This is a genomic window from Gardnerella sp. KA00255 (assembly GCF_049244095.1).
In the GTDB taxonomy this organism is placed as follows: Bacteria; Actinomycetota; Actinomycetes; order Actinomycetales; family Bifidobacteriaceae; genus Bifidobacterium; species Bifidobacterium vaginale_F.
This window is the reverse complement of the sequence record NZ_CP058374.1, coordinates 1,409,567-1,424,381: the sequence shown is the minus strand read 5'-3', so window position 1 is coordinate 1,424,381 and position 14,815 is coordinate 1,409,567. Positions and strand designations below refer to the sequence as shown.

Below are 14,815 nucleotides of genomic sequence, written 5' to 3'. Positions count from 1 at the left end.
GTGGAGCGGACGACGGGAATCGGACCCGCGTAATCAGTTTGGAAGACTGAGACTCTACCATTGAGCTACGTCCGCAATCATCTCATTCTACTTACCGCAAAATGGCGACTCGTCCAATTATACAGGTGCTTTTGACATCGACACAAGTGCGCATACATATTTTCTTATAATTTATATTTTTCTATAAGACTTCTAGCATTACAACAGCGGATGCAAAAGCTGAATCATCTTCTAACAATCCATCGTGAGTAAGTGAAATATGCCAGCGGATTTTATTGTCTAAGTTCTCAAGTACTTGATCCAAACGCTTACTGTCATCTTGATTCTTAACATCTTGATTCTTAACATCTGGATTCTTAACATCTGGATTCTTAGCAAAGACACTTTCCAGCGATTTTACAAGTTGAGAATGAACATCTGAGCCGAGAATAACGCGAGGGCAACCATGAGAATCGTTAAGAATCTCAATACTCGCCCACGGCATGTTGTCTAAAGTATATGGGTAAGGGCTATTTATTGTGCATAACGCTTCAGACCACGCTTTAATCACAGCTTCTTTGCCGGCCCAGCGTGCGGCAATATGTAATGCTTTCTCATCATTCTTAGCTTGCGCACGAAGATCACATTGTCGGAGTTCTCGCACAGAAAACAGAGCACGCCAGCCGTTGCTATCCTGCATCTGCTGAGCAAACTGCGCAACGCTGACTATATCGTGGCCAAGTCCTGCAATCATGCGCACACCTTTCCGACGTAACAACTTTATACAGACTATACAGATATATCATCAATAGATATGTCAATAGGTATACCAACAGATATATAAACAGATATACCAACAGATATACCAAATCTTCACAATATGACACGAAATGTGCAAATAGCTTTATTTTAATAAATTCTCATAGAATAAGAAATCTTATAAGAAATTAATAGATTATGTTGCTTCAGCAGCATTTTATACATGAACTACCACAACTCCCCAAAAAAGCATAAATTTTAGAACCTTACGCGCAAATATATAAAGCGGTAATCGTAAGATTGCATTAGTAATTTGAAGAGAAAAATATGAGTAAGAAGGTTGCACATGTTTTGCATAAATTGCGGTAATAAACTTGAGAGCAGCGACAAGTTTTGCACAAAATGCGGCACTCCTGCAGATAATGCAAGCAAAAAGCCTTTTTATACTCAAAAAAAGTTTATGATACCAATAATTGCAGTAGTAGTGTTAGTTTTAATCTGCTCTTGCACAGGAATAGCGTTATACGTATCAAATAAAAATCACTCTTCCTTATTCTCTACTTCTCAAAGCATAGTAATACCAAAAGTTTCACAATCGCAAAGCGCTCAAAGCGTAGTTGACTCGTTACATAAAAAAGGAGCAAATGCGCGTTTAATAAAAGAGTTTAGCGCTAAAAACTCAGGAGATTTTGTACGCTATAAGAATGTAAAACAAGGCGATCGAGTAGATAAAAATCACGTTGTTGAAGTAGTGGAATCTAAAGGTCCTGGCGTACCAGAAAAAGGCGTTGTCGGCGCAAGTTTAGAAAAAGCCGAAAAAATTGTGAAGTCGATGGGTGTTACTGTGAAGCTTCACCACGTGCCAGCAACTGATTCTGCAGTAGGTAAAATCGTTGCTTCCAGCCCAGTGCCTGGAAACGCTGTTGGTAAAGACGACGTAATACATATCGCAGTTGGAGAAAACACTGACGGCGTGCCAGTAAACGTGTTTGGAATGGATAAAGAAAAAGCTAAGGACATGCTATCTTCTAAGCCTTTCAGCGTGGATCTTCGACCGAAGTTTTCTTCTGCAAAATATTTCGGCAAAATCGTTGGTGCTTATCCAGCTTTGGGCACTAAAGGAAATCCAAAATCCGTAACGCTTTACTACGGCGTTGACGCATCCAAAGCTAAGGATGTGGTGACTGAGCCGATGGATTTAGGCAATCAAACGATATATCTTGTAAATCACGCTGCCTCTTTTATAGGCAAGTGGTGCACGAAGAGTGGTAATTGCATAAATCTTCTTCCTCGTCTTATGAGTGGAGTGTCCGAATTAGACACGGAAGAGAAGTATATTGAGGATCTTATACCGGCAGATATTGCAGATAAAAACGGCAGAATACCTGATAAAGATAAAACAGACAAAATAAACCTTAGGGGCGTACTCACATTGACGGCAGCAGGCCAGGATCCTGCAGATAGGGCTGTGTTTGATAAAAACGTTCCTAATACAAAATACATGAGAAATAATCTTATTTCTGGAGATACCGGCGCAGTTGAATTGTATGCTGGCGGCGCAGTTATACAATGCGGTGACGATGATATTTTTGTTGCTGGATATGGATCTGCGTGCGTAAATGGAAAATATGTTGATTTTATTAGAGACCCTAAGAAGCTTGATGAAATTACTCATGATCCAGGTAAGGATGTTGGTCTCTACTACACAATGCAAGATTTTATGGTAGTTGTGCCTGTTGGCGCGAAGTTCGATAAACTTTTAAATAGCGGATATTTCGTTGGAAAAGGTGAAACTAAACCAGATTTGACGCGTCCGTTTATTTTGCGCAGGAATCCTAAGCTATACAAAGAAACACGCAAGAATTTGCCGGCTGAAGGAGACGATTGGGTTAATCCGTTTATACCTACGGAGCGTAGTCGCGCTGTGCCATTCGCTCCAGCCCCGGACGATTCGAACGCGTATTATCTTGTGGAAGAACCTTTCAACTGGGACACTTCCCCTAGCGAATCATTGTAAAAGCTATAAGAAGCTACAAGAAGTTACATCAGAAGACACTTATAAAGCTACCATCTAAACATAGTTTTACAATTCTCTGTCTTCAACAAAACTATTCCAATCAAACGGCTTCTCAACTAAATAGTATGCATTTGAATCATCCGGAGCCGGAGCAAAAGGAATAGGCTTATTAAATTCAGTCGGAATAAACGGATTGTGGCGTAAATCGCTATCTTTTGCGTCGGCCACACGCTCGGATTCGCTATAGCTAGAAGGGTCGCGACGCAAAATAAACGGACGATTCATATCAGGCTTCGTGCTACCTACGCCCTTAAAGAATCCGCTTGCTTCAACTTCATCAAGCTTCGCATTAACAGGAACAAGCACAAAATACGCGCGCATCTTAAATACAAGCCCTTGATTCATTCCAGGAATCTTCCTGTAATCAGACTTGTAATCCTCAAAGCGAGAATCGTTATCTAAATCCTCATACGAATAAATCTTTCCATTAATGCAATAGTCTGAATGAACTTCAACTATTTTATTACCGCAATAAGGCGCTCCACCATCGCGGAAAATATCAACCATACCGGAATCACCAAAAAGCAATGTATTGTGCAAAGGCAGAGAATTCTTATTTTCACTACTATCATCTGTGTCAATTGCATCGCCTAATAATTGCTGCGTATACTGCCACATATCAAAACTGTGATGATACTTTCTACTGTCATCGCTAGCTAAATCTTCCATAGCATGAGAGCCACGAAGAAGAAGATCCGTGTTCTCTTCCGGATCTTGAACATTGTAATGCCCTGTTTCAAACTCTAAGCAATCTCCGGACTTCGTGCACCATTTTCCAACAAATGGAACTAATGTAGAAACTACGGTTGCATGGTTGCCTTCACCGTATTCGCGCTTGCTAGTGAACATTTTCTTCGTTTCGGAAGCATCAGCACCATAGTAAAGCGTTATGTTGGGATCTGCCCAATGTAATTGTCCCAATCCAGGATTAGACCCAACAATTTTGCCTAAGTGTTTTCGAGATGAATACCTTGGTACAAGTCTAACTTTGAATCCTTCATCAGACATCATTTTGTAAGCTTCGTCTTTATCCTTATCAAATAATTCAACAGGAACAAACTTTTCGCTGTCAGGATATTTATTTTCTTCTCCAACACCTATGAAGATTTCTTTATTTTCATCTAAAGGCTCGCCTGGCATTGGGTTAGTTGCGGCAATTTTTCCAGGATGAAGTGAGGCTACTTTGTAAACTTTTACTGGCACCCCCATTGATTTTAATAGAGATGTTGCTTCTTCAACAGTTTTTCCAATTACTCCCCTTTTCGGCATGCCCGGACCTTTGGATTCTATTACGGTTACAACGCCATTCTTAGGGAATTTTTTGCCGGCTTTTGTATTAGCAAATCCTGCGAAATTGCCTTTTTCTTCACCGCTAAATTCTTTAATTAAACGAGTTTTGAATCCTTTAGATTTAAGATCTTGAATAACATCTTCAGCTTTTTGTGAAGAATCAGCTTTAGGCACTACGAGATTGTATGAAGAAGAAGCTGAGTTATTTGAATTATGCGAGCTCGTTAAGAAAACAGTAAGGCAAATTATAACTATTAAAACTACTACAGCTACGCATGAGGAAATAATAACTAAATTGCGATTTTTAGCGAAGAAATTATTGCTGCTTGAATTTTGAATGTTAGCCGGATTTTGGATATTGCCAGGACGCTGGATATTGCCCGGATTCTGAATGTTACCCGGACGCTGAATGTTGTTGAATCTTGACGGATTGTTGAATCTTGACGGATTTCCAGGATTGTTTGGATTATTCAGATTTCCAGGATTGTTTGGATTATTCGGAATTGAACGATTATTCTGAATTCTTCGATTAGCAATATTCTGTCGATTACCTGCGTTTACCGGGCTGCTTTGATTAAATTGATTACTTTGATTAAATTGATTTCCTTGATTACGCGAATTACTTTGATTAGGCTGATTCTGATTGAACTGATTTTGATTAGGTTGATTTGAATTAGGCTGATTTTGATAGTCGCTTACTGTTGCACCACATTTTGTACAAAACTTATCATTTCCATCAATCTTATTGCCGCAGTTCTCGCAAAACATCTTTAACCTTCTCTCACGCACGCAACAATCTCATCTACAGAACAAATTCTTATTTCTATACTACAGCTACTTACGCGATTTTTTAATGCGAAAAATATGCCAGAAAAATTACAAGCATTTATATCAAAAACAAAACAGAGTAAAACAAACAAAGCAAAAACAAACAGAGCGAAAACAAAAGCCGGAGAAAATACCAGCAAATGTTTCCGCTCTGGTTGTGCATTTATTTCAATGCGTCAATACATCAGAAGCTCAGCAGTAGTATCCGTCTGCATTAAGGCGAGCTTCAGGATTAAGCAGCATCGCCTTTTCTGCCTCGTGGCCGTCGTAGCGAGTGCCATCTGGAAGACGCGTGCCATCCTTCAGCAAGTGACGATTCTCAACAGGCTCGAACAAAGCCGATCGACCCATCATGCCTTCCTCAAGCCTCCTCTGACCTGCAGCCAAACGAGCATTTGCTTTTGAACGCCACTCTTCAAGCGCATCGACACCAGCGCTAGCAGCAACAGCCGCCTCAAAAGCGCCAGGGTGAACCAATGCCACAAATCCGCTAACGTGACCGAAACCGAGCGAAGTTGCGAGAGCAGCCTTCACTGCACAAGAACCAACGCCGGAACCAGCACCGTTACCAATACGCATCGGCTCACGCAACCAAACCATGTGGTCGTCGCGCGCAAGCTTAGGATCCACGCAGTCAAGCGATGCATTTCCAGGAATTACGCCACTTCTAAACAGTTGTGTCAAACCGTTGATTTGGAAGATGCACGCGCCGCCCTTTGCGTGACCGGTCAGCGTCTTTTGGCTGATTACGAACAGTGGATTGCCGTCCGTACGTCCGATTGCATGCGCAAGAGTATTGTGCAACTCGGATTCGTTCGGATCGTTTGCGTTCGTGGAAGTATCGTGCTTAGAAACCACGGCAATATCGTCTGGAGTAACGCCAAGAGCTGCCAAATCTCGCACGAGCTTAGACTTAGCTCCACCCATGCCTGCAGCCAAAGCACCCAAGCCTGGAGCAGGAATAGAAGTGTGAATGCCGTCAGCGTAGGAGTGAATGAAACCAACCACACCAGCAACAGGCAAGCCAAGCTTCAAAGCGATATCGCCGCGAGTAACCAAAATCGTACCGCCGCCTTGTGCTTCAAGGAAGCCTCCGCGTCTGCGATCGTTTGCGCGAGAGAAGAATCGTGGATTTATGCCCTTAGCATACATTTCTTCGCTATTGGCAGTTGCGTTCATATTGCCGAAGCCAACCACGGATTCCACGCCGATATCGTCAATTGCACCAGTTACTACAAAGTCAGCTTTGCCGAGAGCAATCTTATCAACGCCTTCTTCAAGCGAAACCGCTGCAGTTGCGCATGCAGACACAGGCTGAACCATGTTTCCGTAACCGCCGATGTATGTTTGCATTACGTGCGCTGCAACAACGTTTGGAAGTGCTTCTTGCAATACGTCCGTAGGTATTTCACGGTTCAAGAATCGATCCAAATACAGTTTTCGCATTGAACTCATGCCGCCGAAACCGGTGCCTTGAGTTGAAGCAACCATTGAAGGATGCACAGCTTGCAATATTTCAGAAGGCGTGAAACCAGCGGAAATATAAGCGTCTACGGTTGTGACGATATTCCACAATGCAATCGTGTCAACACTTCCAACCATCGAAGCTGGAATGCCCCACTTTAGCGGATCGAAGCCCTTAGGGAATTGTCCACCAACAGTTCTGGTCATTGCAGCTCTGCGCGGAACGCGAATAACAGATCCAGCCTTGCGCGTAACAATCCACTCTCCCGATTCAGCATCACGAGCAATCTCAGTGTGTGCTTCGTCGAGAGCCACGTATTCGCGCGCAATTGTTTCTGTTGGCACGCTGAAAGTTACGTCGTGATCGAGGAAGATTTCTGCTTCTTCTTCGTTCGCTCCATCCTTGTAATCGCCACCCATTCCGGTTTCAAATGGTCGAATACCAGAACGTGCTACTACTTCATCGCGATATTTCTCTGCAATATCTTCTTCTGGAACAAGCGTGCCGTCCGCATCATACCAGCCTGGCTTTGGTGAATCCTGCCAAGTGAGCAAGCCCATATTCCAAGCCAATTCCAGTACTGCTCCTGCAGAAAGCTCCACGGATCCGTCTTCGCGAATTCCAAGTTCTGCTTCGAAACGAGTACGTCCGGAACCCCATGGACCAAGCTCGCCGACTGAGACGATTACGATTTCGTCTTCTGGACGCGCTGTTACGTTCTTCCAATCAGCCAAGTTCACATGTGCTTGAGTTGGCACGTAAGGCGTTGGCAAAGCTTTGTTTGTTGACTTTGCAGAGGAGATTGCAGACGATACAGTTTCTTCTGAAGCAGCTTCAGCAGCTTTTTCTGCTTCTTCCGCACGCTTCTGATCTTCCAGCGCTTCTGCACGAAGAGCATTCAAATCAAGAGGCTCCTTGCCTAATCCGCCAGTAAAATCTACGTCCAGAGGAGCTATTGCAGCCTGCTCTCGAGATTCCTTAGTGCACAAATCAAGCAAACGATCTGCCATTTCTTGAGTTGAGTAGGTAGTTAGGCCATGACGTTCAACTACAGCCACAAGCGGATCATTTCCACCCATTAAGCCAGTTCCACGCACCCAGCCAATCTTAGGATGAGCGAATGTAACGCGATCTGACCACACACTTTCCGCATGCGCACGATTCACAATCGCGTCGAAAGCGCTCTTGACTTCGCCATAAGCACCGTCGCCGCCAAACATACCGCGGTTTGGAGAACCAGGTAACACAACGTGCATACGATGTTGCACATCTGTATCTGCTCCAATCTGTGCAAATCCAGCGATTGCGCGCTCAACACCCCACAGCATAAGTCTTGATTGCGATTCAAAAAGCGAACCAGAATCAGCCAAAGTGCCGTGAACTGGTGGAGCTGCGAATGGGAAGAACATGCTCGGCTCATAAGCAGGCTTCAAAATCGTGGTTGTTGCACCGCTAACCTTCTTTGAAACCGTGCCAACCCACTTTACAAGCGCGTCAACATCGCGATAACTAGACAAGTTTGCTGGAACAAGCCACAACTTTGCACCCATTGAAGCATGCTTACGGTAAGCTTTCTTTGCCCAAGACTTAACGCTCGACTTGAAACTGTGAGAAGTTGCAATAACCGTAGCACCACATTCAAGCAATCCAGTTACAACACGAGCAGCAATAGAGTTAGGAGCAACGCCTGTAACAACGGCCACATCTGAGGCAAATCGAGTTGCATATCCACTGTCTTTAGCCGCATAAGACGAATCCTTCACGTTCGCGCGAGCATCATCACAAATGCGATTAAATATTGTAGATAGATTATTCAGATGATTTTCTTGAGATTTCTTTGCGAACCAAGCAGCTTCAGCAGCAACGGATTCACCAGCTCCCAAGAAGCTTCCAATATTGTTTAGGATTGCTTCAACATCATTAGGATTCACATCAGCAAAAGTTGCAGCTGCAGAAGTTGCATTACTATTAGCGCAAGCATACTTGTAATACAAGCGAGCAACGTCTTCGCGAGCAGAAGCCCAGCGATCGTCGAAAAGAATCGCCTTACGCTCATCAAATCGAGGAGCAACTTGCTTTGGCCAGTCCGCACCAAGCTCAGCTTCAACAGCGGCCACAACAGCAGCATTTTCGTCACTCTCAGTTTCTGCTTTAGGAGCTTCAACACCGAGCTTTGCTAACACAAACTTAGCTGTTGCAGCAAGTACGCCGTCCGCTCCAACAACGCGTTCAGCAAATGCATCAAGAGCTGCAGAATCAACAACAGCACCGCCTGCACCACCAGCAGCACCAGGCTGAGAAACGCTAACGCCGTGAGCTTGTGCGACTTGCGCAATTGCAGCGTCAATTAACGCATCCGCAGCAGAAGTGTTCTTTGCTGGCTCAGTTGAAATTTGCGCAAGATTTTCGCCGCGCACGCTAGCACCTTCACGCGTTTGCAAAACCAAAGCCGCAAGCACGTGAGCACGCCAGCCTTCACCTAACTGCCAAACTTCCAAAATACGCTTATCAATTTGCGCTGGCTTCACGCCTGCCGCACCGAAAAGCGCACGTAAACGTTCGCGCACAATATCGGAAAGCACAGCACCAAAAGCCTTATAGCGCGGAGCAACGGAATCAACCAACTTACGAAGAGCACTCATTGGAGCTTCTGCTGCACCATCCACGCTTGCCACGCCAAGCTCGGAGCTAATATCCATAAGAAGCTGGTTTCTGCGCGAAGATACGCCGTTTGTAAGAGTATCCGTTGTATCCGTATCTCCGATTTGGTCAAGACGGATTTTTGCGCTATAAGCAATAAGCATTGAGATTGCGTCAGATGCTTTGAATGGCAAGTCTGCTACAGGTCCGCTTGCTGCAGGAGCAGGAGAAGCGGCAGGAGCGGCAGACGGCACAGCAGCGGCAGGAGCAGCATTCGCAGTAGTAGTAGAACCAGCAGGAGCAACAGAAGTAGCTTCAGCCGTGCTATCTTCATCAGCAAATACTTCTGGCACAAGCGAATCCGTGTCTGTCATATAAACGCGACCTTCATCTCGGCCAACGTTATAAACAGTTACCTTTTCGCCACTAAACTGCGGCAAAGCTAGAGTTTTAGCACCAAGATTTGCCAAAGTTGGAGCATTTCCTAAACCAACTTCCACGTATTCTTCAACGCCAAGACCACCGCGAGCGCGATCTGCAAACATAAGAGCCTGCGTTTCAATCCAGCGAACTGGAGAAGCGAACTGCCATGAAAGAAGCTCTGTAAGAAGCAATCTACCAAGCTTCTGCTCATCATCTGCATAAGATTTCCACGTAGTTTCATCTTCCAAAGCTGCTTCAATACGCTCAGATGGAACAACATCCAAAATCTTCTGCGCAAATTCACGAGTAAGCTCGAAAGGCACAGCTACTAAGTTAGGAATATATCTTCCAACTAAACGAGAATAGTCAATATTCTCTGGGAGAAGCGAATCAAGCTTATCGCGGAATTCCGGCACACCCTTTCGAAGAATTCGAGAGTGGAATGGAACGTCAATTCCTGGAACAAACATGAATGGCGGCTTACCACCATATTCTTTTGCTCGCTTAGAAGCGTCGGCTTGCAAAGCTTTCAAGCCCTTAATAGTTCCAGCAATCGCATACTGCTGACCTGCCAAATTGTAGTTTACAATTTGCAAGAATTCTCCAGTAGCTTTAGAAATTCCGTCAACGTAAGCATTAACACCTTCATCATCCACACCGAACTGGTTTGGACGAAGCGCGCCCATGCGATAGTTTGAGCGACCTTGTGCATCTCGCTCAATCAAATGATGCATAGTAGATCCGCGATGGAATACTAATTCAAGCACAGTTTCGAGCGGAATAATTTGCGCGAAGGAGCTTAAAGCATTGTACTCACCAAGCGAGTGACCAGCAAAGTATGCAGGCCAAATATCGCATCCTGCTTCACGAAGACGAGCTGTTTGAGCAAAAGCAACTGTTGCAAGCGCAACCTGCGTGAACTGCGTCAAATTCAGCAATCCCTCAGGATGACGGTAAGTTACGCCGTGAGCTGTAAGCTCCTTAGGATTATCGCGCACAACTGCGAGGATTGAGAATCCAAGCTTTTCGCGAGTAAGCTTATCAGCTCTTTCCCAAGTATCACGCACTGCAGGCGATTTTGCTCTCTCATCCAGAGACATTCCTTGCTTTTGAATACCCTGACCCGGGTATACGAATGCTGCTCGTGGAGCGCGAGTAAGCGCACTGGCTTTAGACACAATTTGCCCGTTAACTCGGCATGTAACTTCCAAAGCGAGACCGCCGCGGCGAACTTTACCAACGCGCTCAACCGTAATTTCTACTTCGTCATCAAGCTGAACCATGCCGTACATGTTGTAAGACCAGCCGATTAACTCATAGCGAGCGCCCTTTGCGTCAACTGCTTGAGCTACATGCTGAGCTGTTGCAGAAAGCCACATACCGTGTACAAGAGGCGCAGAAAGCCCAGAAATTGCAGCCCCACGCTTAGAAGTGTGGATTGGATTGAAATCTCCAGAAGTACGAGCGAAAGCGGTCATATCGTGTGGCGCACGAATTACTACTCTGCGCAAAGCACGACGAGGAGTGTCCTCAACTTCGTATCCGTGTAATTCTGCAGAATCACCATACTGTGCAGCTGGCACAGGAAGTGCTGAGCTAAAGCTGCGTCCGCGAATTGCAAAGCGCTCTGTTTCGTGAGCCAAACGAGTTCCATCGGCTGCAGTATGAATTACGTGAATTGTTACAACGCGTCCGGAAGCAGATTCAGCGTAAGGCTCTGCCCATCCGAGTAAGTTGATCTTTTTATCAACATACTTGCGGAATTCTTCAGCATCAACATCTAGTTCAACTAAGTGATCTAAATGAACAGCGTTGAGAAGGCCTTCAATAACAGGGTAACCATCTACCATCACAGAACCTAAAGCCGAGTAAATAGTTGGCCAAGCAGGTCCAACTAAAGCGTCAGGCACAATGCGAGAAGCAAGCAATCCATCTGGGAGTCTTCCAGCAGTAGCTGACTCGTGATCAATTCCAAGATTGCGAGAGAAAGTATAAGATGAGTGAACTAATCCAAATGGAGATTTCTCATAACCTTCGTTAAGCAAATCTTCTGGTAATTCAGATTCTGTTCCAGCTGTTTCAACCTTTGGCATAGATTCGAGTACGTCACCTGTAATCGCCGTGTTTCCAATACCAGCGGTTGCTGCAAGCATATCGTACACGTGCTTTGGTAAGCGTTCGCGGTCAACTACTGGTATGCTTCCTGCTCGACTTGCGTCAACTGTAAGCGGAATAACAATATCGCGCACAGCATGCTTAAGCTTAGGCAACTTATTAGAAGACTTATTGCCAGTCTTTTGAGAATTCTTCTTAGAATTATCAGAATCATTTGAATTCTCATCATCCCAGAATGTGTCCAACTTAACGTCTAAATCAAGCTGAATAACGTCATTTTTCTCACTAATAACGCTAATCACATAATTTTCATCGCCAAGATTAGTACCATAAGCCGGATTAGAAGTAACATGGCCAACCCAAGAAATATTCGGGCATGCACGCACGTAAGCTTCAACGTTTTTAGCATCTGAAATCTGACTAAAAGCTTTAGGATCATAGCATTCAGAAGATTCAGAAGACTTATCAGACTTAGAAGACTTATTCTTATCAGATTTGCTCTTGTCTAATTTATTCTCATCTAACTCTAAATCTTTAGCGCGCTGCATCATAGCTGCTTCGAAACGACCGAGAATATCCGCAATCGGCTCATCCATAGTCGTGATACCAGCAACGGAAATAGGGCCAGGTATTACGCGCACAGCATCCGCTGAATAACGCGAATCTTCAGACTGCCAAAGCTGATCTTGACCCCACCAGCGCAGCAAATCATTGTCAATAACTGGCACGAATGGCATTGGCTTAGGATATTCGCGAACCAAAGTTGGGAACCAAGCTGCGTCCATTGGCACAACGTTAAGTTCACGAGCTTGAGGCAAAGCTTCAAGTAACGCATCCAAAGCATCTTGAGGATGTTCGCTAACTTGCGTGCGAGTTGGCAAAATCGAAGTAAACTCACCAGAATCCTGAGAAATAAGACGAGCTTCAATACGCTGGAGCAAATGCAAGTAGCGATCCGCGTAAGTAGGATCAACCAAAGGATAAGTTAAATCAAGGAATCTTTGAGCAAATTGCGCATAAGTCATAGTTTCAACATCGCCAAAATATGGCTTAGCTGTGGTATTAAGAGCGCTAATAACCTCATCTCTGCGAGTTTCAAGTTCTTCAGGATGCTTCATCATATGAACAAGCAAGCGACCGCAGCGAGCAGAAGCGTTTTCTAACTCGTAAATATCTGCATGCAAATGGCTTAAACCACTTGTAACTCCGCCAACTACACCACCAGAAGGAACCCAACGCTCTCCCATTGGCGCGAATGGATCATCATCAAATCCTTCAACACTAGAAGCTTTTGGAGCTACAATTCCAGGAGTTTCTACAAGCATGCGCTTTACTTCAGGACTTGTATGCGCTTCTTTAGCGGTCATTGCAGCTGTACCAATCATCACAGCATCAACTGGCATATTAGGCAAATCATATTCATTCGCCCACTGTCCAGAAATATAATCTGCAGCGCGAGAAGGAGTACCGATACCACCGCCGGCAACAAGTACCAAATTATCGCATTCACGAACTTGCGCGTATGTTGAAATCAACAAATCGTCAAGCGATTCCCAAGAGTGGTGTCCGCCTGCAGATCCTCCTTCAACTTGTGCAATAATCATCGCTGGAGCAACAGCTTTCGCAATTCGCACAACTTGACGAATTTGATCAACAGTTCCAGGCTTAAATGCCACATAGGAGAATCCGTCTGAATGCAAAGAAGCAACCAACTCTTTTGCTTCATCTAATTCAGGTATGCCAGCGGAAATTACAACACCATCAATAGGAGCGCCAGATTGACGTTTCTTTGAAACTATTCTCTTTGAACCAAATTGCAAATTCCACAAGTAACGGTCCATAAACATAGCATTGAACTCAACAGTAGAACCTTCGTTAAGCTGCTTTGTAAGAGAATTCATATGACGATCAAAAACTTCAGCGGTAACTTGACCACCGCCAGCAAGCTCTGCCCAATATCCAGCATTTGCAGCTGCAGCAACGATTTCCGGCTCCACGGTTGTTGGAGTCATACCTGCAAGAAGCACAGGAGCTTTACCAGTCAGTTTGCTGAACTTTGTAAGAACTTTATTTCCTGCAGGAGTTTCAATAACGCGAGGTGCAAAATCATCCCAGCATCCCGTACGAGCAGGAGCGCAATCCATTGTTGAAAGCTTTGCGCGAGAATTCACTGAAGCAGCTTCAACTACTCCAGCGCCAGTACCTTGAACAAGCACACCGGTAAGCTTTCCAAGTACTTCTCCAGGACCCATATCTATAACCCAAAGCGAGCGCGCGTCTGTGTTTTCAAGCACATTTTTAACAAGCTCAGACCAATCAACAGGCTTAACTAATACTTCATCTGCTAGAGTGCGCACAAGTTCTACATTCAAACCAGCTTCATCAGCCCAATCTTCAGCCTGCTTAACTGCAGCTTCCATCATTGGAGAATGGAACGGAACAGTTACGTCTAAATATTCAGCTACAGGAGAAAATACGGATCCTCCGCGCACTTTCATCTCACGCAATTTCTTAGAACGCTTAGATTCTTTCTGCGCTTCGTTTGCAACAGCTTCCATATCTTCTGGATATCCTGAAAGCACAACGTGATTGCGAGAATTTTTTACAGCAATCGATATTGTGCCTTTAGTGCGTTCAACACGTGCAATCAATGCTTTTGCTTGCTTTTCAGTAACGCCTTTAAGAGAAAGCATTGGGGTTAAATCACCATCACCGGAAATTTCAAGCATACGCGATTCGCGATCACCTGCTGCTCCAATTATGTAAGCGCAAGCAAGTAATTCTTCTATTTGAGCGCGAGCTTTCTGCCAAGATCCAGCTTTAATACGAGCTTCAACCATTCTTGCTGCAATCACACCTTGAGAATGACCGAGTACAGAATATGGCTTATTAACTTCAAAGTTATAACCAAGATTAGTTAAATCAAGCACTGCGCCTAACTGTGCTAAAGCAATTCCAGGAACGCTTAATTGTGCATTTGATGCATGAATATGCTTATTATCAATTGCATCAAATACGTTCACGTCTCCGCCTGCATTAGCTAATAATTCAGCGTAAATTGGAGACAATAATGCTTTTGCGCTTGACTCGTAACGATGAAGCTCAGCATCTAATTCTGCGTCATCGCGCAAGGATCGAAGAGCATCAACCCATGGAGTTGATTGTCCTGCGAAAGCAAGCACGTGAGGATCTTTAGCGAGTCGATCAAAAAAGTATGTTGTCATGATATTTCCTTCTCG

The 14,815-nt window shown here is 44.5% G+C and carries 4 protein-coding genes and 1 tRNA gene; 1 reads left to right on the top strand and 4 read right to left on the bottom strand.

Annotated features, from left to right (window positions below; genetic code table 11):
* Window position 1: 1 nt before the first annotated feature.
* Window positions 2-75, bottom strand: a tRNA-Gly gene (locus HXT51_RS05630).
* Window positions 76-181: 106 nt separating this feature from the next.
* Complete coding sequence (locus HXT51_RS05625; RefSeq protein ID WP_421776380.1) at window positions 182-733, bottom strand: holo-ACP synthase; 552 nt, start codon at window positions 731-733, stop codon at window positions 182-184.
* Window positions 734-1,084: 351 nt separating this feature from the next.
* Between HXT51_RS05625 and HXT51_RS05620 the strand changes: the two genes are divergently transcribed.
* The gene (locus HXT51_RS05620; RefSeq protein WP_421776379.1) at window positions 1,085-2,755 is read left to right on the top strand and encodes a zinc-ribbon domain-containing protein; all 1,671 of its coding nucleotides are present in this window, start codon (window positions 1,085-1,087) and stop codon (window positions 2,753-2,755) included.
* A 66-nt stretch (window positions 2,756-2,821) separates the two neighbouring features.
* Here the strand turns inward: HXT51_RS05620 and HXT51_RS05615 are convergent, their stop codons facing one another.
* Both HXT51_RS05615 and HXT51_RS05610 read right to left on the bottom strand, forming a co-directional pair.
* A complete protein-coding gene (locus tag HXT51_RS05615) occupies window positions 2,822-4,873 on the bottom strand; it encodes a PASTA domain-containing protein (RefSeq protein ID WP_421776378.1) in 2,052 nt (683 codons plus the stop codon).
* A gap of 252 nt (window positions 4,874-5,125) precedes the next feature.
* Window positions 5,126-14,800: a fatty acid synthase subunit beta domain-containing protein gene (locus tag HXT51_RS05610; RefSeq protein ID WP_421776377.1), complete on the bottom strand. Its 9,675-nt coding sequence runs from the start codon at window positions 14,798-14,800 to the stop codon at window positions 5,126-5,128.
* Window positions 14,801-14,815 lie beyond the last annotated feature (15 nt).

Coding starts and splice junctions, on each gene's coding strand:
- HXT51_RS05625 (WP_421776380.1), bottom strand. CDS start 733: ATGATTGCAGGACTTGGCCACGATATAGTCAGCGTTGCGCAGTTTGCT.
- HXT51_RS05620 (WP_421776379.1), top strand. CDS start 1,085: ATGTTTTGCATAAATTGCGGTAATAAACTTGAGAGCAGCGACAAGTTT.
- HXT51_RS05615 (WP_421776378.1), bottom strand. CDS start 4,873: ATGTTTTGCGAGAACTGCGGCAATAAGATTGATGGAAATGATAAGTTT.
- HXT51_RS05610 (WP_421776377.1), bottom strand. CDS start 14,800: ATGACAACATACTTTTTTGATCGACTCGCTAAAGATCCTCACGTGCTT.